This is a genomic window from Pseudomonas poae, assembly GCF_001439785.1.
GTDB classification, from domain to species: Bacteria; Pseudomonadota; Gammaproteobacteria; order Pseudomonadales; family Pseudomonadaceae; genus Aquipseudomonas; species Aquipseudomonas poae.
Genome location: NZ_JYLI01000015.1, coordinates 117,096 through 138,529, shown reverse-complemented (window position 1 = coordinate 138,529; position 21,434 = coordinate 117,096). Strand labels below are relative to the sequence as shown.

Annotated in this window: 13 protein-coding genes and 1 riboswitch; of the genes, 2 read left to right on the top strand and 11 right to left on the bottom strand. The window is 62.5% G+C overall.

Annotated features, from left to right (window positions below; genetic code table 11):
* The 3 genes from TU75_RS18400 to ltaE form a co-directional block, all read right to left on the bottom strand.
* The gene (locus TU75_RS18400) at positions 1 to 1,242 is read right to left on the bottom strand and encodes an aspartate kinase (protein WP_003233513.1); all 1,242 of its coding nucleotides are present in this window, start codon (positions 1,240 to 1,242) and stop codon (positions 1 to 3) included.
* A 95-nt stretch (positions 1,243 to 1,337) separates the two neighbouring features.
* Complete coding sequence (alaS, locus tag TU75_RS18395) at positions 1,338 to 3,956, bottom strand: alanine--tRNA ligase (protein ID WP_060549700.1); 2,619 nt, start codon at positions 3,954 to 3,956, stop codon at positions 1,338 to 1,340.
* 147 nt (positions 3,957 to 4,103) lie between these two features.
* The gene (gene ltaE, locus TU75_RS18390) at positions 4,104 to 5,108 is read right to left on the bottom strand and encodes a low-specificity L-threonine aldolase (protein ID WP_060549699.1); all 1,005 of its coding nucleotides are present in this window, start codon (positions 5,106 to 5,108) and stop codon (positions 4,104 to 4,106) included.
* A gap of 186 nt (positions 5,109 to 5,294) precedes the next feature.
* A riboswitch (FMN riboswitch) is annotated at positions 5,295 to 5,464 on the top strand.
* A 113-nt stretch (positions 5,465 to 5,577) separates the two neighbouring features.
* Between ltaE and TU75_RS18385 the strand changes: the two genes are divergently transcribed.
* Positions 5,578 to 6,087: a 6,7-dimethyl-8-ribityllumazine synthase gene (locus TU75_RS18385; protein WP_003233516.1), complete on the top strand. Its 510-nt coding sequence runs from the start codon at positions 5,578 to 5,580 to the stop codon at positions 6,085 to 6,087.
* 312 nt (positions 6,088 to 6,399) lie between these two features.
* On the opposite strand, the gene astE is transcribed toward TU75_RS18385, so the two are convergent.
* From astE to TU75_RS18350, 7 genes are all read right to left on the bottom strand, one after another.
* Positions 6,400 to 7,404: a succinylglutamate desuccinylase gene (gene astE, locus TU75_RS18380; protein WP_060549698.1), complete on the bottom strand. Its 1,005-nt coding sequence runs from the start codon at positions 7,402 to 7,404 to the stop codon at positions 6,400 to 6,402.
* Positions 7,405 to 7,415: 11 nt separating this feature from the next.
* A complete protein-coding gene (locus TU75_RS18375) occupies positions 7,416 to 7,703 on the bottom strand; it encodes a hypothetical protein (RefSeq protein WP_003175651.1) in 288 nt (95 codons plus the stop codon).
* Between the two features lie 26 nt (positions 7,704 to 7,729).
* On the bottom strand, positions 7,730 to 9,076 hold the full coding sequence (astB, locus tag TU75_RS18370; protein ID WP_060549697.1) for an N-succinylarginine dihydrolase: 1,347 nt from the start codon (positions 9,074 to 9,076) through the stop codon (positions 7,730 to 7,732).
* Between the two features lie 77 nt (positions 9,077 to 9,153).
* Positions 9,154 to 10,623: a succinylglutamate-semialdehyde dehydrogenase gene (astD, locus tag TU75_RS18365; protein WP_162276131.1), complete on the bottom strand. Its 1,470-nt coding sequence runs from the start codon at positions 10,621 to 10,623 to the stop codon at positions 9,154 to 9,156.
* Positions 10,620 to 11,645 (bottom strand): arginine N-succinyltransferase, encoded by a 1,026-nt coding sequence (gene astA / locus TU75_RS18360; protein ID WP_003233520.1) that lies wholly within the window; start codon positions 11,643 to 11,645, stop codon positions 10,620 to 10,622. The genes astD and astA overlap by 4 nt, the downstream gene beginning before the upstream one ends.
* 50 nt (positions 11,646 to 11,695) lie before the next feature.
* Positions 11,696 to 12,715, bottom strand: coding sequence for an arginine/ornithine succinyltransferase subunit alpha (gene aruF / locus TU75_RS18355; protein ID WP_003233521.1), 1,020 nt, complete (start codon positions 12,713 to 12,715; stop codon positions 11,696 to 11,698).
* A gap of 174 nt (positions 12,716 to 12,889) precedes the next feature.
* Positions 12,890 to 14,110 (bottom strand): aspartate aminotransferase family protein, encoded by a 1,221-nt coding sequence (locus tag TU75_RS18350; RefSeq protein ID WP_015372778.1) that lies wholly within the window; start codon positions 14,108 to 14,110, stop codon positions 12,890 to 12,892.
* Positions 14,111 to 14,369: 259 nt separating this feature from the next.
* Here TU75_RS18350 and TU75_RS18345 point away from each other — a divergent pair, with 259 nt between their 5' ends.
* Positions 14,370 to 20,267: a leucine-rich repeat domain-containing protein gene (locus TU75_RS18345; RefSeq protein ID WP_060549695.1), complete on the top strand. Its 5,898-nt coding sequence runs from the start codon at positions 14,370 to 14,372 to the stop codon at positions 20,265 to 20,267.
* Positions 20,268 to 20,283: 16 nt separating this feature from the next.
* Here TU75_RS18345 and argR read toward each other — a convergent pair whose 3' ends face one another.
* Positions 20,284 to 21,264 carry a transcriptional regulator ArgR gene (gene argR / locus TU75_RS18340; protein ID WP_003233524.1) on the bottom strand — a complete coding sequence of 327 codons (981 nt, stop codon included), beginning with the start codon at positions 21,262 to 21,264 and terminating at the stop codon, positions 20,284 to 20,286.
* Between the last annotated feature and the right edge of the window lie 170 nt (positions 21,265 to 21,434).

Sequence of the window (21,434 nt, the reverse complement as noted above, 5' to 3'; positions counted from 1 at the left end):
TTACTCGCCCTGTCGGGCTGGTGCATCGAGCTCGAAAGCGGTATGCAACGCGCGCACCGCAAGCTCCAGGTACTTCTCTTCAATCACCACCGACACCTTGATTTCCGAGGTGGAAATCATCTGGATGTTGATGCTTTCCTTGGCCAGGGCCTCGAACATGCGGCTGGCAACACCGGCATGGGAGCGCATGCCCACACCCACGATCGACACCTTGGCAATCTTGGTATCGCCGACCACTTCACGGGCGCCAATTTCGCTCGCGGTGTTCTGCAGGATACGTTCGGCCGCATCGTACTCGTTGCGGTGCACGGTGAAGGTGAAATCGGTGGTGTTATCGTGCGAAACGTTCTGCACGATCATATCGACTTCAATATTCGCGCCACTGATCGGGCCGAGGATCTTGAACGCCACGCCCGGAGTATCCGGCACGCCACGGATCGTCAGCTTGGCTTCATCGCGGTTGAAAGCGATGCCGGAAATGATCGGCTGTTCCATGGATTCCTCTTCATCAATAGTAATGAGGGTGCCCGGACCCTCCTTGAAGCTGTGCAATACGCGCAGCGGAACGTTGTACTTGCCGGCGAACTCCACCGCGCGAATCTGCAACACCTTGGAGCCGAGGCTGGCCATCTCCAGCATCTCTTCAAAGGTGATCTTGTCCAGGCGCTGGGCCACGGACACGACACGCGGGTCGGTGGTGTAGACACCATCCACATCGGTGTAGATCTGGCATTCATCCGCCTTGAGAGCCGCCGCCAGCGCAACGCCCGTGGTATCCGAACCGCCACGTCCGAGGGTGGTGATGTTGCCGTGCTCATCCACGCCCTGGAACCCTGCTACAACTACCACGCGACCGGCTTTCAGATCAGTACGAATTTTCTGATCATCAATCTGCAGGATTCGCGCCTTGGTATGCGCGCTGTCAGTCAGGATGCGCACCTGGCTACCGGTGTAGGACACCGCCGGCACGCCGCGCCTGTTCAGCGCCATCGCCAGCAAGCCGATGGTCACCTGCTCGCCCGTGGACACGATCACATCCAGCTCGCGCGGCAACGGTTGCTGGTCGCCACTGATGGCCTTGGCCAGTTCGATCAGGCGATTGGTTTCACCGCTCATGGCCGACAGCACCACCACCAGGTCATCGCCAGCGTCGCGGAACTTCTTAACCTTGTCGGCGACCTGCTCGATTCTTTCGACAGAGCCGACCGACGTGCCTCCAAATTTCTGTACGATCAAAGCCATTTCTAAGCCGCCTCAGCCCGTAAAGGGGCGCCTGATTTCCAATTCAACCAGCGCTCAACCGCCCGCGACCGGGTCGCGGGCTGTTTAAGAGCGCCTTAAATAGCCGCTTCGACAAATGGCACGGTCAGGGCCAGGGCCGCATCCAGGGCACCGGCGTCCACACCACCGCCTTGCGCCATGTCCGGGCGACCACCGCCCTTCCCGCCCACTGCCGCAGCGGCCTGTTTCATCAAATCACCGGCTTTGAGTTGGCCAGTCAGGTCCTTGGTTACACCGGCAACCAGCACGACCTTATCCTCATGCACCCCGCCGAGCAGGATCACTGCGCGGCCGAGCTTGTTCTTCAACTGATCGACCAGGGCCAGCAACGCCTTGCCGTCCTGACCGTCCAGACGTGCCGCCAGCACTTTCACATCCTTGACGTCTACCGCAGCGGCCGACAGATCGTCGCCCGCTGCACTGGCCGCCTTGGCCTGCAACTGCTCCAACTGCTTCTCCAGCGCACGGTTGCGCTCGAGCACGGCGGACAGCTTGTCGATCAGATTGTCGCGGCTGCCCTTGACCAGGCTGGCCGCTTCCTTGAGTTGTTCTTCGGCCGCATTGAGGTAGGCCAGGGCCGCAGCAGCGGTGACCGCCTCGATACGCCGCACGCCGGAAGCCACACCGCCTTCGCTGACGATTTTCAGCAGAGCGATGTCGCCGGTGCGGTTGGCGTGGATACCGCCACACAGCTCCACCGAAAAGGCGCCGCCCATGCTCAGCACGCGCACGCTGTCGCCGTACTTCTCGCCGAACAGCGCCATCGCGCCCTTGGCCTTGGCGGTGTCGATATCGGTCTCTTCGGTCTCGACCGGAGTGTTGCGGCGAATCTCGGCGTTGACGATATCTTCAAGGGCCTTGATCTGCGCAGGCTTGATCGCTTCAAAGTGGCTGAAGTCGAAGCGCAGGCGCTGGCTGTCCACCAACGAACCTTTTTGCTGGACATGCTCGCCCAGCACCTGACGCAAGGCCGCGTGCAACAAGTGGGTAGCCGAGTGGTTCAGCGCGGTGGCATGGCGCACGTCCGCATCCACCTGAGTGTCGACCGGCGCGCCGACCGTCAGGTTGCCCAGCACCAGCACACCGTGATGCAGAAACGCACCGCCGGTCTTGGTGGTGTCACGCACGTCAAAACGCCCGGACGTGGAGCTGAGGAAACCACAGTCACCAATCTGGCCACCGGACTCAGCGTAGAACGGCGTCTGGTCGAGCACCACGACCGCCTCTTCGCCTTCGCTCAACACGTCGACCGACTTGCCGTCCTTGTAAATCGCAACAATTTTGGCGGCGCCAGCGGTCGCCTTGTAACCGACGAACTCGGTCGGCACATCGACCTTGACCAGCGTGTTGTAGTCCAGGCCGAAAGAGCTGGCGGACCGGGCGCGCACGCGCTGGGCCTCCATCTCCCGCTCAAAGCCGGCTTCATCGATGGTCAGCTCGCGCTCACGGGCGATGTCGGCGGTCAGGTCCATCGGGAAGCCATAGGTGTCGTACAGCTTGAACACCACGTCGCCCGGCACGACCGTGCCTTTAAGCTCAGCCAGGTCCTGTTCGAGAATTTTCAGACCGTGTTCCAGAGTCTTGGAGAACTGCTCCTCCTCGGCCTTGAGCACGCGCTCGATGTTGGCCTGCTGCTGCTTGAGTTCCGGGAATGCCTCGCCCATCTCAGCCACCAGCGCGGCAACGATCTTGTAGAAGAAGCTGCCGGTCGCGCCCAGCTTGTTACCGTGGCGGCAGGCGCGACGGATGATGCGGCGCAGCACGTAGCCGCGGCCTTCGTTGGACGGCAGCACGCCGTCGGCGATCAGGAAGCCGCAGGAACGGATGTGGTCGGACACCACCTTGAGCGAAGACTGGCTTTCGTTGGCGCAACCAATGGCCGCCGCCGAGGCGCTCAGCAGATTGGTGAACAGGTCGATTTCATAGTTGGAGTGAACGTGCTGCATCACCGCACTGATCCGCTCCAGGCCCATGCCGGTGTCCACCGACGGTGCCGGCAGCGGATGCAACACGCCATCGGCGGTGCGGTTGAACTGCATGAACACGTTGTTCCAGATTTCGATGTAGCGGTCGCCGTCTTCTTCCGGCGAGCCCGGCGGGCCGCCCCAGATGTCGGCGCCATGATCGTAGAAAATCTCGGTGCAAGGGCCGCACGGGCCGGTGTCGCCCATGGTCCAGAAGTTATCGGACGCGTAAGGCGCGCCCTTGTTGTCGCCGATGCGAATCATGCGCTCGGCGGGCACGCCGATCTGTTGGGTCCAGATGTCATAGGCTTCGTCGTCTGTCGCATAGACGGTGACCCACAGTTTTTCCTTGGGCAGCTTCAACACGCCAGTGAGGAAGGTCCAGGCGAAGGTGATCGCATCTTTCTTGAAATAGTCGCCGAAGCTGAAGTTGCCCAGCATTTCGAAGAAGGTGTGGTGACGAGCGGTATAGCCGACGTTTTCCAGGTCGCTGTTCTTGCCGCCGGCACGCACGCACTTCTGGCTGCTGGTGGCGCGGGTGTAGGCACGTTTTTCCTGGCCCAGGAAGCAGTCCTTGAACTGGTTCATCCCCGCGTTGGTGAACAGCAGGGTCGGATCGTTGCCGGGGATCAAGGAGCTGGAGGAGACACGGGTGTGACCTTGCTCTTCGAAGAAGCGAAGGAAGGCTTCACGGATTTCTGCGCTTTTCATTAGGTTCTTCCACGGAGGCTGCGGCCAAAGGCCAGTGCGCAACATCATCAGACGGAGCGACGGCAAAGGGCCGCATTATATCGGCCCTTTGCCGGTGGTACAGCGTGTTTATACGATAGAAACGTTCAATTAGACGGCCTGCACCTGTCATTTGCGTGAAAACTCGACAAATGCCTGCACCACCTGTTCGAGCTGCGCGCGGTTCACATCCATGTGAGTGACCATCCGCAGGCGTGGCGCCGTGCTCAAGGCGATCCCCCGTTCGCCGGCAAAGTCCTTGAACGCCTGATGCCGATCACCCATTTGCACGTAGACCATGTTGGTCTGCACCGGCTCCACGGGGTAGCCGGCCTCGCGCAGCGCCTCGCCCAGCCACTGGGCGTTGGCGTGGTCGTCGGCCAGGCGCTGCACCTGGTGATCCAACGCATACAGCCCCGCCGCCGCCAGCGACCCCGCTTGGCGCATGCCGCCGCCGACCATCTTGCGCAGACGTCGCGCCTTGGCGATCAACGCCGTGGAGCCACACAGCACAGAGCCCACCGGCGCGCCCAGGCCCTTGGACAGGCACACCGACACAGAATCGAAATGCTGGGCAATTTCCCGCGCCTCCACGCCCAGCTTGACTGCCGCGTTATAGAGCCGCGCGCCGTCCAGGTGCAGTGCCAGGCCATGTTCGTGGGTAAACGCGCGGGCGCGGGCCAGGTAATCCAGCGAAAGGACCTTGCCCTGCATGGTGTTTTCCAACGCCAGCAGGCGGGTGGGCGCGAAGTGAAAGTCGTCGGGTTTGATCGCTTCCCGCACCTGATCCAGGTCCAGCGAACCGTCGGCCTGCGCCTCCAGCGGCTGAGGCTGGATCGAGCCAAGCACCGCCGCACCGCCGCCTTCGTATTTGTAGGTGTGCGCCTGCTGGCCGACGATGTACTCCTCGCCGCGCCCGCAGTGGGCCATCAACCCCAGCAGGTTGCTCATGGTGCCGGTGGGCACGAACAACGCGGCGGCAAACCCCAGGCGCCTTGCCAGCTCGGCCTCCAGGCGGTTGACGCTGGGGTCTTCGCCGTAGACATCATCGCCGGTGGCGGCAGTGGCCATGGCATCGAGCATACCGGGCGTGGGTTGGGTCACGGTGTCGCTGCGCAAGTCTATGACGGTCATCAAGCAGGCCTCTGACGATGGGGGGGGGCGTAGTGACGATTACTGCGGGCAACGCCGCGTAATATCAAGTCCTGTGTGGTTTGAATCGAATATCCATCAAACAAACCGATCTAGGTGATCAACACGGCAACCGTGCAGTTTTGCAAAAACCATGTTAAAAACCCTTCGCCGTCAGGGTTCTGGCGGCAACGTTCTCAGGGCGGGGTGTAATTCCCCACCGGCGGTAATTGCACGCAATGTGCATAGCCCGCGAGCGCTTGGCGCCTCGAACTGCTCACGCAGGACGGCGACAAGGTCAGCAGACCCGGTGTGATCCCGGGGCCGACGGTCATAGTCCGGATGAAGAGAGAACGGGATTGGCACCCAAGCGCCGCGCGTCGACCTCATGCCTGCATGACGCCGCTGTGCGTACCCTTGAAATCCCATTCGATTCATAACGCCCTGTTTTTTCTTAAACAGGAGTCAGAACATGCAACCCACCGCTATCGACAGCAAAAGCAAAAACCATCACGGCGAGCGCGTCGCGTTTATCCAGGCCTGCTGGCACAAGGATATTGTCGACCAATCCCGCAAAGGCTTCCTCGCCGAAATGATCGCCCAGGGCTATCAGGAATCGGACATCGATTTCTTCGAAGTCGGCGGCGCCTTTGAAATGCCCCTGCACGCCAAGCTGCTGGCCAAGACCGGCCGCTACGCCGGCATCGTCGCCGCCGCGCTGGTGGTGGACGGCGGCATTTACCGTCACGAATTCGTCGCCCAATCGGTGGTCAGCGGCCTGATGCAGGTGCAACTGGAAACCGAAGTGCCGGTGTTCTCGGTGTCCCTCACGCCGCACCACTTCCACGCCGGCAGCGAGCACCACACGTTCTTCTACGAGCACTTCGTGCACAAGGGCCAGGAAGCCGCGCGCACCTGCGCCGACACGCTGCACAAGGTGCGTGCGATCCGTCGCAGCGAACCGCGCGCGGTAGCGGTCTAAGCAACACTGCACGATCAACATGGGGGGGGGCAGACTTAGCGCTGCCCTGCAGCAAACCGGAGCCTCTGTGGCGAGCGGGCTTGCCCCGCGTTGGGGTGCGAAGCGCCCCCAATCCAGCAACACGCGGTGTACCTGATACGGCTCAGCGCCTGGTTTTGGGGCTGCTGCGCAGCCCAACGCAGGACAAGCCTGCTCGCCACAGGGGATTTACGCTTACCTGAACGGCATTAGGCTTGCCACAGGGAATATGCGCTTAACTGAACGACCTTGAGGCAAGCACCCTCCCACAGTTGATTGGGGTTGACCGTCAGCTCAGACCAGGCCGGCATCCGTAGTCGGCACGATCAGGATCCCGGCGCGCAAACCATTCTTCACCTTCGGATTGGGAAAGATAATGCGCGCCCCCTCCTCCTCGATCACCCAGCGGGTCTTGGCCACGTCTTCGGCCAGCAGGTAGCCCTTCTCCAACTGCGAAAAGTTTTCCACGTCTGCCGGCAGATGCATCAGGAAGGCGTCGCTGTGCTTGATGACTTCACGAGCGACCGAGAAGAGTTGCAGGCCATCCAGGGTCTCGCTCGCAGGCTCCGTGCCCTCGATGATCTGCGTCAAGCGCGTCTCCAGGCGTGATACATCCACCCCCTGGTTGTGCCCGAACGGCCGCGCCTTGCCTAGTTCAAGGGTAAACGCCTCGGCATCGAGCTGCTCATAGGTGAACGCGGTGAAGGTGATCGAGGCTTTATTCTGCAACAGCACCGCTTGCATGCCGGCGGCGCTCAAGCGCGCCAGCTCGTGGCGCGAATGCGCGCGGCCTTCCTTCCACGGGTACAGGGCGAACTGCTCGATCTTCGAACCGCGAATGGCGGTGTGCAGGTCGTAATGCAGGCGCCAGCGGCCCGGCGGGCTGAAAAAGCTGCGGGCCAGTTGCTCGAGCTCGGCGGCGCGGATGGCCTCCGGGCCGATGTTTTGTTCATGCCGGCCATTGAACAGCCGGTTGACGTCCAGTTCCAGGTAACGCTCGCCGCGACGCATGGCCTCGGGGTTACCGAACAGAAAAAGAATACGGTTACGCGGTTTGATCTGGCCCCGGGCGATGCCATGCAACAGGCGGTCAAGCAGTTCGATCGGCGCGGTTTCGTTGCCATGGATGCCGGACGACAGCAGCAGGTCGCCGCCAGCGTCCAGGGCCTGCGGCGGGCGCACTTCGAGCGCGCCCTCGCTGAGCCAGCGCATCTGCACGCCGTCGACAGTCAGTTGAATTTTTTGCGCCGGTTCACGACCGGCGAGGGTCAGTTCAAGCAGTTTGCCGAGGGCGAGCATACGCAGCTTCCTTAGTGGTTGCAGCCTGGGCCGTGGACGTGATCGTCGTCATCGCCTTCGACGTCGGCCGGTTCCATTTCCAGTTGCAGGCTCATCAGGTTGGTGGCCAGCGGGCGCATCAGCAGGTTGGCGTACTCGGCGTCGCCCTCTTCCACGTCCACACCGATCAGCAACTGGCCACGGCCATCGTGCTGGATCCAGATCTCCTTGCCCTGCCAGACCACGGCAACGCGTGTGCAGGAGGTTTCCAGCTGGGTGCCGTCGGTGTCTTCGAGGATCAGTTTCAGGGTGTCGGTCATAAATAAAATATCTCAGCCGTCAGGCATTAATTGATCTGGAACGGATAAACCGAGCCCAGTTTAAGGATTTGCGTCAGTTCATCCAGTGCCGTCCGGCACTCAAGCAGCAATTGCGGGTCGGCCAGGTCGCTTTCGCGCAGGCTGTCGCGGTAGTGCCTGCCCACCCATTGGGTGAGCGTCTCATACAGCGGCGCAGTCAGGATAACGCCCGGGTTCACCGCCGCCAGTTCAGTCTCGTTCAACGCCACGCGCAAGCGCAGGCACGCCGGGCCACCGCCGTTCTGCATGCTTTGCTTGAGGTCGAACACCTTGACTTCGCGGATCACTCCACCGGAAGTGGTGAGCGTTTGCAGGTAGCGCCACACACGCTCGTTGGCCCGGCATTCCTGCGGCACGATCAGCAGCATGGAGCCGTCCGGTCGGGTCAGCAACTGGCTGTTGAACAGGTAGGAACGCACCGCGTCCTCGACGCTCACCTCGGCACGCGGCACACACACCGCCTGGAAATTGCCGCCCTGCCTGGCCAGCTTGGCGTGCAGTTCGGCGAGCATCTGCTCGGTGTTGAGGAACGCATCCTCGTGATAGAACAGCACCTCGCCATTGCCCACCGCGATCACATCGTTGTGGAACACACCGGCATCGATCACCGCCGGGTTCTGCTGAGCGAATACCACGCCGTCATCCGCCAGGCCGTGCAGGCGCGCGACGGCCTGGGACGCTTCCAGCGTCTGGCGCGCCGGGTACTTCTGCGGCGCCGGGTAGCGCGGGTCGAAGGCGCTGCGGCCGAACACGAAAAACTCCACGCCGGCCTCGCCATAGCTGCGGCAAAAACGCGTGTGGTTGGCCGCGCCCTCATCGCCGAACTGCGCCACCGCCGGCAAGGCAGCGTGGTGGGCGAAGCGTTGCGCGTCGGCGAACATCGCCCCCAGCACGCGGCTGGTGGTGGGGTGTTCGATGCTGCGGTGGTATTTGCAATTGAGGTTGGCGGCGGTGAAGTGCACGCGACCGTCCGCCGTGTCGGCACTCGGGCTGACGGTGGCGGCATTGGCCACCCACATGCTCGAGGCGGAGCAACTGGCGACCAGCAACGGCATGGCCTGTTTGCCGGCCTGCTCGATGACCTGGGCGTCGCTGCCGCTGAAACCGAGGCTGCGCAAGGCGGCCACGTCGGGGCGCTCCTGGGGCGCAAGCACGCCTTGCACAAAGCCCATGTCCATCAACGCCTTCATTTTCTGCAGGCCCTGCAACGCCGCTTCCCTGGGATTGGAATGCTGCTGGCTGTTGCTCTGGGACGCGACGTTGCCGAAGGACAAGCCGCCGTAGTTATGGGTCGGCCCCACTAGACCGTCAAAATTGACTTCACAGGATTTCATCGGCGAGGCTCCACGAACATCTGTTTTTATAGGCTTCAAAAGTCTTCAGCACACCCCACAAGGGATCTCACACACGGTCAGATCAGTGTTATGCCTGGGGTGAGTGTGGCTGGCACAACCAGGCTCGCGGTCTCCAACGACGCCACCGGGTACGCGCAATAATCCGCCGCGTAATACGCACTGGCGCGATGATTGCCCGAGGCCCCTACCCCGCCGAACGGCGCGGTGCTGGCGGCGCCGGTGAGTTGTTTGTTCCAATTGACGATGCCTGCGCGGCTCTCCAGCCAGAACTGCTGGTAGCGCGCTTCTGAGTCCGACAACAAGCCCGCGGCCAGCCCGTATTGAGTGTTGTTGGCCTCGACGATCGCCGCCTCGAAATCGGCGTAGCGAATCACCTGCAACAGCGGACCGAACAGTTCCTCGTCCTCGCGCTCGCTCACGTGCGTCACGTCGATAATCCCCGGGGTGAGCAACGCGGCCTGGTCCTTCGGTTGCGTCATCTCCAGCAGCGCGACCGCGCCATTGGCCAATAGCGATTGCTGCGCGTCCATCAACGCCTTGGCCGCCGCGAGGGAAATCACCGAGCCCATGAACGGTGGCGGTTGCTGGTCGAACGCGCCCACTTCGATGGTCGCGCAAACCGCCACCAGACGCGTCAGCAACGCATCGCCCCAGGCGCCTTGCGGCACCAGCAGGCGGCGCGCGCAGGTGCAGCGCTGGCCGGCCGAGATGAATGCCGACTGGATGATGGTGTACACCGCCGCGTCCACATCAGCCACTTCATCGACCACCAGCGGGTTATTGCCACCCATTTCCAGGGCCAGGATCTTGTCCGGGCGCCCGGAGAACTGCTGGTGCAGGTGATTGCCGGTGCGGCTGGAGCCGGTGAAGAACAACCCGTCAATGCCAGGGTTGGCGGCAAGCGCGATGCCGGTCTCGCGCGCGCCCTGCAGCAGGTTCAGCACGCCCGCCGGCAGGCCGGCTTCAATCCAGCATTGCACGGTCTGCTCGGCGACTTTGGGGGTCAGCTCGCTCGGCTTGAACAGCACGGTATTGCCCGCCAGCAAGGCCGGGACGATATGCCCGTTGGGCAAGTGGCCCGGAAAGTTGTACGGGCCGAATACAGCCACCACGCCGTGAGGCTTGTGACGCAGCACCGCGGTGGCGTCGCCCAGGAGGCCGCTTTTCTCACCGGTGCGCTCACGGTAGCTTTGCACCGAGATGGCAATCTTGTTGGCCATGCTGGTGACTTCGGTGACCGCTTCCCACAGGGGCTTGCCGGTTTCCTCACCGATGCAGCGGGCGATTTCATCGGCACGTTTTTTCAGGGCGGCCGCGAAGGCTTCGAGCACGCTGATGCGCTCTTCCAGGGGGCGCCGGGCCCAGGCCGGAAACGCCTGGCGCGCAGCCTGCACGGCGGACTCGACCTGTTCGACGGTAGCGCCGTGACCGGCCCACAGCACCTGCTGGGTCACCGGGTTGCGCGACTCGAACAACTCACCCTGGCCAGCCAGCCAGCTTCCTGCGATATACAGCGAATTCATTATTTCGACTCCCGGGCAGCAGACAACGGTACGGCGCGCACTTGATCACCCACCACCAGTTGCAGACGCTTGGCGGTCTGCGGGTCGACCACCAATGTGCCAGCGGCAAGGCGCGCCGGCGCGGCGGTGATGCGGCAGTCTTCGCGCTTGCGGTTATGAATCAGGAACGGCGTGGCGTCGTCCCCCGGCGTGCCGATGGCCAGCACCAGCGCCTGGCTGTCGCGCACCGCACGGATCCTCGCGGTTTCACACTCCACCGCCGGGCCGGCGTCAAAGATATCCACATAGCCCTGGTAGCTGAAACCCTCGCTCTTGAGCATGCTCAACGCCGGCTCGGTATCGGGATGCACCTTGCCGATCACCGTGCGCGCGTCTTCGGAAAGAAAGCAGCTGTACAGCGGAAACTTCGGCATCAGCTCGGCAATGAATGCCTTGTTGCCCACACCGGTGAGGTAGTCGGCCTGGCTGAATTCCATCTTGAAAAAGTGGCGGCCCAGGCTCTCCCAGAACGGCGAACGCCCAGCGTCGTTGGACACCCCGCGCATCTCGGCGATGATCTTGTTGCCAAATAGCTGCGGGAACTCGGCGATAAACAGCAGGCGTGCCTTGGCCAGCATGCGGCCGTTGAGGCCGTTGCGGTAATCGGCATGCAGAAACAGCGAGCACAGTTCGGAATTGCCGGTGAGGTCATTGGCCAGAAACAGCGTCGGGATCTCGCGGTAGATGTTCAACTCCTGAGAGGCGCTGACGGTCAGGCCAACACGGAAGTTGTACCAGGGCTCGCGCAGGCCGACGGCACCAGCAATGGCGGAAATGCCCACCACCCGGCCCTCATCGTTTTCCAGCACGAACAGGTAGTCGGCATCGCCGCGCCCGGCGTCGCCGCGAAAGGTTTTTTCGGCCCAGCCTACGCGGTGGGTCAGGCGTTCTTCGTTGGCCGGCAAGGTGGTGAGGCCGGTGCCGGTGCTGCGCGCCAGATCAATCAGGGCCGGTAAATCGCTGCTGCGTACGGGACGAACGATCATGCTATCTCCTCGAACGGGCCGCTGTGGTCAGCCACCCGCGAAACTCTCTCTTAAACCGCGACCAGACGCACGCTCGCGCCTTCGCCCACGCCCAACGCTTCAGCCGCCGCCAAGTCCAGGACCACCGGCTTGCCGGGCGCGTAGTCCAGCTCCAGCATCACCGCGCGGTAATCCTGCAACTGCGCGTTGCTCACCAGGTACTGGCGACCGGCGCCCTTGACCATCTCACCGATTTTCACCGGCACCACGCGGCTTTGAGCGATCGAGCGAATGCCCGAGACTCGCGCGTGCAGCGTCGGGCCGCCGTCGAAGATGTCGATGTAATGGTCGGTCTCGAAACCTTCGCGCATCAGGATGTCGAAGGTGATCTGCGCGCGCGGGTGCACCTGGCCCATCGCCTCCTGAGCGGCGTCCGGCAGCAGCGGCACGTAGATCGGGTAATGGGGCATCAGCTCAGCGAGGAAGGTACGGCTTTTCAGCCCGCACAGGCGCTCGGCGGCGGCATAGTTGAGGTCGAAGAAGTTGCGGCCTATGGCGTCCCAGAAGGGCGAATCACCGTTCTCGTCGCTATAGCCGACAATCTCGGTCACCACCGAGTCGGCAAAACGCTCGGGGTGGCTGGCGACGAACAGCAGGCGGCCACGGGAATTGAGTTCCGACCACGGCGAACCCACCAGTGCAGGCTGCACATAAAAACTGGTGAGCAGGCTGTTGCCGGTGAGGTCGTGGCACTGGGAAAGCACGTGGATCTTGTTGTGGATCTTCAACTCGCGGGAGGCGTGCACGAAGGTTTCATTGCGAAAGCTGTAGAACGGCTCGGAGTAACCGGCTGACGCGACGATGGCCGAGCAGCCGGCGAGCTTGCCGGTGGCGGTGTCTTCGAGCACGAAGAAATAGCTTTCTTCGCCGTTGAAACTCACCTCGGCCGCGAACGATGCTTCGCTGGCGGCAATCTTGTCGCTCAAGCGTTCCACATCGTCCGGCAGGGAAGTGACACCAATCGGGCTGTCCGCAGCCAGACGCTGTACCTCGCCCAGGTCAGCCATTTGCGCGGGGCGCATCACCAGCATGGTGTCACTCCTTAACTCGAAAACTCATAGGGAAAATACCGGAAAGCCCGGGCACAACTCAGTTCCAATGTGGGAGAGGGCTTGCTCCCGATAGCGGTGAATCAGTCTCTGATGCATCAACTGACAGACAGCCATCGGGAGCAAGCCCCCTCCCACATTGGATCGGTGTAGCTGTCAGGCCTGAGTCAGCGTTTTTACCGCACGCTCAAAACGATCCAGGCCTTCGTTGATATCCGCCTCTTCCACCACCAGGCTCGGCGCAAAACGCACCACGTCCGGGCCGGCTTGCAGGACCATCAGGTTTTCTTGCTCGGCCGCGTTGAACACGTCCTTGGCCTTGCCTTTGAACGCATCGCTGAGCACGCAACCGATCAACAGACCCAAGCCACGCACCTCGCTGAAAATGCCGTATTGCGTGCCGATCTGCTGCAGGCGCGCCTTGAACTGCGCGTGTTTGGCGCTCACACCCGCCAGCACCTGCGGGGTGTTGATCACGTCGATCACCGCTTCGGCCACCGCGCACGCCAGCGGGTTACCGCCGTAGGTGGTGCCGTGGGTGCCGACCACCAGGTGCTTGGCCAGCGCTTGGGTGGTGAGCATCGCCGCAATCGGGAAACCGCCGCCCAGGCTCTTGGCGCTGGTGAGGATGTCCGGGGTCACGCCGTAGTGCTGGTAGGCGAACAGGTGGCCGCTGCGGCCCATGCCGGTTTGCACTTCGTCGAACACCAGCAGCGCGTCGTGCGCATCGCACAGTTCGCGCGCACCTTGCAGGTAAGCCAGCTCGGCCGGCAGCACGCCGCCCTCGCCCTGGATCGGCTCGAGCACCACCGCGCAGGTCTTGTCCGACACGGCAGCCTTCAGCGCGGCCAGGTCGTTATAAGGAACGTGGGTGATGCCGGTAATTTTAGGCCCGAAGCCATCGGAGTACTTGGACTGACCGCCGACATTGACGGTGAACAGGGTCCGGCCGTGAAAGCTGTTCAGCGCGGCGATGATCTCGTATTTCTCGCTGCCGAACCGATCGAACGCAACACGACGGGCGAGCTTGAACGCGGCCTCGTTGGCTTCGGCGCCGGAGTTGCAGAAGAACACACGCTCGGCAAAGGTGGCGTCGATCAGCTTGTGCGCCAGGCGCAGGGCCGGTTCGTTGGTGAATACGTTGGACACATGCCACAGCTTGTTGGCCTGCTCGGTCAGCGCGCCGACCAGCGCCGGGTGCGCATGGCCCAACACGTTGACCGCGATGCCGCCGGCAAAGTCGATCAGCTCGCGACCGGCCTGGTCCCACACGCGCGATCCTTGGCCGCGCACCGGGATAAAGGCGGCGGGTGCGTAATTGGGCACCATCACCTGGTCGAAATCGGCGCGTTGCACCGGGGCTTGCTCAACGGACATCGGAGTCTCCTGAAGAGGAACGCCCGCCTGGAACTGGCGGACGATGCAGGGATTGTAGGGACAGTTTCAAGCGCGGCCTTGCCGCCAAGCGACAACTTCTTATAGCGCAAACCCCGGTTTCAGGCGGGTTTACGCCAATGCGACATATAGCATCGCAATGGCGCAGTTTAAACGCTGGACCGGTTATGTATCTACCGCGAGGGGGCCTGTAAATATTGGTCTGCTGGTACGCATCATCCTCCAGTAAAGGCCTGATCCCGTGACACTTTCCACGCTGCCCATCCAACTCCCGGCCCCGTTCACCTACCGCGACCTGCACGAGGACATCCTCAAGCAGGCCATACCCGCCTGGCTGACAGACCTGTCGCCCAGCCACCGCGCCACGCTTGGCAAGGTGCAACTCGCCCTGCCCCCCTGGTACAAAATTGCCAGCCCCCAGGAACACGAACGCCTGAAACACCGCGTGAGCGCGGCCTGGAAAGCCAGGATCCCCGTGGACCGCGCCATGGCCAGCCTGAAATCCCCCGAGGACTTCGGCGCCCCGCTGCTGCAACAGCGCCTCGGCATTGAGAACGACGTGCGCACCACCTTTCTGAGGCTTTACATTCCCCAGAGCGTCCCCTGGTTCCCCCTCCGCACCGGCGGCGCCAGAACCCGGACGGTCTCCCTGCTGGACGCCGCGCTGCACAACTTTGAAAAGGACGAACGTTACGAAGCGTCATCGGGCTTCATTACCCAGCCCACGCCCAGCGGTCAATTCGACAGCCTGCCCGCGCTTGATCGGCTGATGAGCGTGGCGCAGTTCACCGCGCTATGCCGGGAACTGGACCTCGGCGGTCAGTACCAGCGTTACCTGCAGGCGTACTTTGACGAAAAAAACCCGGTGGCCGCAGACACGCTGCAAAGGCACCTCAAGCAACATCACCTGGCAGACTTGAACGTCGCGCTGCAAATGGCGCGCATGAAGCTGGACCTGCTCGACGCCCAGACCTACCAACGGTTGCAAGCGTTGCTTGATGCCCAGGGCCGCCGCGACAGCTGCGCGCCACTGCTGGCGTATGAGCTCTCGATCATGTCCAGCCCCCTGAGCGGCATCGTGCTGTTCGCCGAAGACCTGGAGCGTCCTCACCCGGTCAGCGTCACCGCCTACATTCCGGATGATCCTCACGCGCCGCTTAAACAATACCCGACACTCGTCGCCTTCATGACTGCCTTGGGCAACCACTTGCGCAGCACCGAGTATCAGCAATTCTTCAGTCGCTTCGTCAACCATGCCGAGCGTGGCGACTTCTTCGCCCACCTCAATCAGCGGCTGTCCAGGGTCACCTGGCACCCCCACACACGCGGTGACCCACGACCGTCCTGGCGCGAAACGCCGGTTGAGCGTCCACGCCTGATGTTCGGTGCCGCGCCGATCAAGGGCGACCTGTTCAAGCATCTGTTCCAGAAAAAACTCAGCAAGGTCTACAACGATGGCCGCAGTCGCGCCGTACCCACCGCCCGCGTTGACCAAAAGGCACGCTGGGAACGCTGGGACATCCTCGAAAAAGTCGCCTCGCAGGTCCTGCAGATAGTGGCCTTCATCGCCGCGCCGTTCGTGCCGCCGGTGGGTTTGCTGATGCTTGCCTACAGCGCATACCAGATGCTCGACGAGGTCATCGAAGGCGTCATCGACTGGACCGCCGACCAAACGCGCGAGGGATTTGAACACCTGTTCTCGTTCGTCGAACAGGTGCTGCAACTGGGCACGTTCGCCGTGGGCGGGCACATCGCAACGAGCGTGCTGCGGACCGCGCTGCCCGCCACCAGCGTTAAGTTTTTTGACAGTCTCAAGCCCGTCACTCTCCCCGACGGCAAGGCACGGCTCTGGCAGCCTGACCTTGAGCCCTACGCCCACGACATCCGGCTTGGCAAAACGGCCTATCCCGACGCCGAGGGCCTGCACAGCCACAGTGGCGTCAAGGTGCTGATGCTCGCCGACAAGCCCTATGTGGTGCAAACCGACCCGGTCACCGGGCAGCCCTACCTGCATCACCCCACCCGCCCCAATGCCTATCGCCCGCCGCTGATGAGCAACGGCAAGGGCGCCTGGCTGACCGAACTGGACACGCCGTGGAACTGGGACGAAACCACGCTCATGCGACGCCAGGGGCCCCATACCCATACGCTCAACGACCAGCAATTGGCCAATATTCGCCACATCAGCGACACCCACGAAGGCGCATTGCGCTCGATGCACCTCAACCAGCACAAGCCGCCACCGCTGCTGACCGACACACTTGAGCGCTTCAAGATCGACCAGGCACTGCAGGATTTCATCGACCAGATGAACAGCGATGACGCGGCGGTATACGCCAAGGCCGATGCCCAGACCCAACTGCAACTGCTCACCAACCTGGGGCTGTGGCCTCAGACCAAGACCCTGCGGGTGATAGACGCCGAGGGCAAAACCGTCTGGGAAATGACCGGCAATGAAAACGCCAGCGTGGCGCAGCTGCATGAAGCCCAGCTCAAGAACGGCGACCTGCTCAACAACGTACTGGAAGCCCTCGACGAACCGCAACGCAAGACCCTGCTGGGCGAAGCCTTCGGCGACCCGGTCACCTCCGTGCACACCCGTGCCGGCAAGCTGAGGAAAAAACTCGCGGGCCTGGCCGAACTGCACCGGCGCGCACTCTTCAACTCGCGCTACCAGAACGTGGGCGACCCCAGCAACGCGCGTCAACAGCTGCTGATCGACACCACCGTTGGCCTGCCGCGCAGCGCGAGCGAAGCCTTGCTCGACGGCGCCAGCGGCCTGGAACTCAAGGAAGTCGACCAGGGCACCGTGCCCGCGCGTCTGCGCGAGCTGGCCCAGGCGCTGCGCGACGAAGCACGGGTCACCCGTGCCTACGAAGGCTTGTACCTGCAGGCCACGGACAATCTGGACACGCACCGACTGGCCCTGCACTCGCTGCAACGCTTGCCCGGCTGGCCCAAAAGGCTGCGCCTGGAGATCCGCCATCCCGACGCCACGTTGATTGACGCTATCGGCAAACCCCGAGCGCGTCTTGCGCGAGTACTGGAGCGCTCACCCGAAGGCCGTTACATCCCGCGCGACGAAAAAGGCCCGGTGTTTGGCGAGACCGACTTCTATACCGCCGTTCTCCAGGCGCTGCCCGACGCCGAGCGCAATGCCGTGAACCTGCACATCGGCCAAGGCTCGCGCCTCAAGCAAACCTTGCGCACCCATGCTCTGGAACGTTCGTCCGCGCGCAAGCTCATCACTGCCCAGCCCGCCCCCATACCCACCGATACGCGCACCCATCTGCGCCTGCTGGGCATGGAACGTTACCCGCCGGCAGACACTGGGGCCCCTGAGCACGCACGCTCACTGGCCCGACGGCTGTTTCCTGCCCAGAGCGACGAACAGTTAGATAATCTGCTCACCGAACTGGAGCGCAGCCCGGGCGGGGCCAGGGTTCAATTGGCCGCGATGCGCGATCAGTACGCACAGCTCGGTTACGACCTGAACAGCTGGGTCGCCAGCACGCCGCGTCGTTACCCGGACAGCGAGGTCACGCTGAGCCGCCAGGATTATGCCGACGCCGTGCAAAGTCGCCGGCTGTTCATGCAGGAGATAGTGCGCGGCTGGCGACAGGAAACGCCCACGGACCGCTACTTTGAGCCACCGGCCCGCAACGGCCTGAAAATCATTGTGAACGCAGCGCAAAGCGGCGAGCTGCCGACACTGCGGATGAGTTTCGAGCATGTCTCCTATCTGGAGCTCAAGGGCGAGCTGTCAGCCCTGAACGCCGATGGCTTTTTGCGCAGCTTTCCCAGGCTTCGCCACCTCAGCATCACCGATGCCGCGCTGGGCCACTTGCCGCCAGCCGTCAGCCATATGCCCAACCTCAATGCTCTGATTTTGAGCAACTGCAGCATCACACTGAACGCCGACAGCCTGAACACCCTGGCCGCGCTCAACCGGCTCAGAACCCTGGACTTGTTCCGTAATCCGCTGGAGCTTGCACCCAGCGTCGAAACCATGGTCGATCTGCAGTATCTGGAGTTATCGCAAACGCGCCTGTCGCAACTCCCCGCGGGCTTGATCAAGCGCCCGGCACTGGAAATGGCGGGCCTGTCCAATAACCGGATTACTCAATTGCCTGCCGAGTTCTTTACCCTCCCTGAAGACACCCTGAAAAACTTCGACCTCTCGGGTAATCCACTGTCGCGCGACGTCCTTGAGCAGGCCAAGGCGTTCTACCAGCGTACGGGCTTGAACTGGCAGATAGACGCCCCGGCCACCGAAGTACGTCAAGTCAAACAGCTATTTCCTGCGTTCACCGATGCGCAAGTCAACCGCTATATCTTCGGGCTTCCGGGCACGCTGGAAATGGGTCAGATTGAACTGGCACGGCTGGAGGCCGAATACGCAGACCTGTCCACCCGGCTCGACACCTGGGCCGGTCGAGCCGACACCGCAGCACAGCAGACCCGCCGACAGCAATTGGTCGGGTCGCTCAAAGCCTGCTGGCGCCGGGAAGTGAACGTGAATCACAGCAGCTCGCGGATCCTGACCACTTATGCCCTGGAAATTCTGAGCCCCATCGGTGACGAATTCCCGCCACTCGAGGGGCAATTCGATCATGTGAGCCAACTGCGCCTGGTGGGGGCGGACGAACGTTTTCCGTTGCAGTCGTCATTGTTCTTCAAAGGTTTTCCGGCACTGAACGACCTGTCGATCGAAGGCTACAACGTCGGCGACATGCCCGACGCGATCTTCGAACTGCCGCAACTATCCTCCTTGAGCCTGCACCGTTGCAGCCTGACCCTGTCCGACCGAAGCACCCGGTTGCTGGCCACCTTGAACGACCTCAAGCAGTTGAACCTGAGCCAGAACCCGCTGGGTCAGACCCCCGACTTTGGCGCGATGCCCACCCTCACCGAGATCAACCTGGCGGACACACAGCTCAAACAGTTTCCCGACGGCCTGCTGACGGCCATCGAGCGCCTGAGCGTCAACCTGAGTGGTAACCAGATCGTGGAGATCCCCGACAGTGCCTTCCAACTGTCCACAATTCTCACTGACGCATTCGATCTCTCTCGCAATCCGCTGTCGCGGGCAACGCTCATGCAGATCAAGGCTTACTGCCAGCGCACCGGCGAAGACTTTGGCGCCGATGCGCCTGCCGCGTTGCGCGACCGCATAAAGGCGCTGTACCCCACCTTCTCGGAGGCGCGCTCCAATCGCTTTTTCTTCGAGCTGCCCGGCGATCTGGACGCCGCCGAGCCGGCCATCGAGGCGCTTGAACAGGAATACGAGCAAATGCGCACCGACCTGCAGGAATGGGCCATCGATACGCCGGAACACCATCCTGTGCAGGATGAGCCACTGGACCTGCAGACGCGCGCGCAGGACCAGCTCAATCGCCAGGCGTTCAAGCAACTGCTCGAGCAAGCCTGGCGCCGCGAAACCGCGCTGGACGACGACAACCTCAGTGGGCGAAGCCATATCCTGACATTCAACCAGCCCATCATCGGCGAGCTGCCGCACTTGAATGCACGCCTTGAGCATGTGACGGTGATTGACCTTGAGGGTGCGGGCACTACAACCGGGGTCAACGGGCTACTCAAGTGCGTTCCCAAACTGCAGCAGTTGATCCTTTCCAAATTCAGGCTGGGCGATATTCCCACCCAGGCATTCAATCTGCCGGAGTTGAACACGCTCATCCTGATCGACTCACAGATCGTCTTGACGCCCGCCAGCAACAGCGCGTTGTCGGGCCTACAGCATCTGAAGTACCTGGACCTGAGCGGCAACCCGCTGGGCCGCACACCGGATGTCCGTCACGCGGGCCTTCTGGAATCGCTTTACCTGCAAGAAACCGGCATCAACCAGATACCTGAGGGCATGTTCAGCCTGCGTGAGCTGCGTGTGGTGGACCTGAGCGACAACCTGATCGAGGACATGCCAGCGGCGCTGTTCGAACTGCGCGGGCCGCTGGAGTCCACGTGCGACCTGAGCGGCAACCCCTGGTCGGCGCGCAGCCTCAATCACCTCAGGCAGTACTACCTGCAAACCGGTAATGACCTGAATATCGAGGCGGTTCATCAGGATGCGGCAGGCAATCCGGTGCAGCGACCTGTCACGCCGGATCCGATGGAGCAATAGCCTGCGCGCCCGCCCATCAACCGCGTTCGGACGGCACCGACGACAACTCGAACGGGCTGCTGCTGCGCCGTTGATTGCGGTCTTCGCGAGGGGTGGCGCCGAAGAAGTTGCGGTAGGCGCTGGAGAAGTGCGGCCCCGAGGAAAAGCCGCACGACAGGCCGATCTGGATGATCGACTTGCTGGTCTGCATGAGCATCTGGCGCGCCTTGTTCAGGCGCAATTCCAGGTAGTACTGGCTGGGAACGCGGTTGAGGTACTGCTTGAAGATCCTTTCAAGCTGTCGTCGCGACACGCACACATGCTGGGCGATTTCATCGGTGGTCAAAGGCTCTTCGATGTTGGCTTCCATCAGCAATACGGCCTGGGTCAGCTTCGGATGGCTGGAGCCCAGGCGGTTTTGCAGCGGAATACGCTGGCGCTCACCGCCTTCGCGGATGCGTTCCACCACCAGTTCTTCGGAGACCGCACCAGCCAGTTCGGCGCCGTGGTCGCGGGCCAACACCGCCAGCAGCAGGTCGAGCACCGACATGCCGCCGCAAGCCGTCAGGCGGTCGCGATCCCAGTCGAACAGGTGGCTGGTGGCGATGACCTTGGGGAAGCGCTCGGCAAAGTCGTCCTGCCAGCGCCAGTGCACGGCGGCGCGGTAGCCGTCGAGCAAACCGAGCTGGGCCAGCGGGTACACACCGGCCGACAGGCCACCGATCACGCAGCCGGCGCGCACCAGCTGCTTGAGCGCGCTGCTGAGCTGGGACGCGATGACGGTGGGCGGCTCGTCCGCCAGCAGGAACAGTTTCTGAAAGCCTTCAAGCCTGCCCGCCCACGGCTCGCCCGGCAGCTGCCAAGCGCCTTCCATGGCCGGTTCGGCGAGCAGGAACGACAGCTCGTAGATCACTTCCGGATGCACCCGCTGAGCAACGCGCAAAGCCTCCTCAGCCAGCGCAAGCGTCAGTGCCTTGGTGCTGGGCCAGATGAGAAAACCAATTTTGTGGGCGGTCATTGAGGCTATCCGAAACGAAGAACGGTAATGAAGACAAGGGCCAATGCTAGCCCGTAAACCAACACAAATCTCAAAAACTGATGAAGATCCATCTGGGAGGTGGCTTGCCGCCGATGCCGGCATGGCAGCTACACACGTGTTGACTGACACACTGCTGCGGGGAGCAAGCC

Bases quoted from the DNA above. Each gene is read 5' to 3' on its own strand.
- TU75_RS18400 (WP_003233513.1), bottom strand. From the start codon at position 1,242: ATGGCTTTGATCGTACAGAAATTTGGAGGCACGTCGGTCGGCTCTGTC.
- alaS (WP_060549700.1), bottom strand. From the start codon at position 3,956: ATGAAAAGCGCAGAAATCCGTGAAGCCTTCCTTCGCTTCTTCGAAGAG.
- ltaE (WP_060549699.1), bottom strand. From the start codon at position 5,108: ATGACCGTCATAGACTTGCGCAGCGACACCGTGACCCAACCCACGCCC.
- TU75_RS18385 (WP_003233516.1), top strand. From the start codon at position 5,578: ATGCAACCCACCGCTATCGACAGCAAAAGCAAAAACCATCACGGCGAG.
- astE (WP_060549698.1), bottom strand. From the start codon at position 7,404: ATGCTCGCCCTCGGCAAACTGCTTGAACTGACCCTCGCCGGTCGTGAA.
- TU75_RS18375 (WP_003175651.1), bottom strand. From the start codon at position 7,703: ATGACCGACACCCTGAAACTGATCCTCGAAGACACCGACGGCACCCAG.
- astB (WP_060549697.1), bottom strand. From the start codon at position 9,076: ATGAAATCCTGTGAAGTCAATTTTGACGGTCTAGTGGGGCCGACCCAT.
- astA (WP_003233520.1), bottom strand. From the start codon at position 11,645: ATGATCGTTCGTCCCGTACGCAGCAGCGATTTACCGGCCCTGATTGAT.
- aruF (WP_003233521.1), bottom strand. From the start codon at position 12,715: ATGCTGGTGATGCGCCCCGCGCAAATGGCTGACCTGGGCGAGGTACAG.
- TU75_RS18350 (WP_015372778.1), bottom strand. From the start codon at position 14,110: ATGTCCGTTGAGCAAGCCCCGGTGCAACGCGCCGATTTCGACCAGGTG.
- argR (WP_003233524.1), bottom strand. From the start codon at position 21,264: ATGACCGCCCACAAAATTGGTTTTCTCATCTGGCCCAGCACCAAGGCA.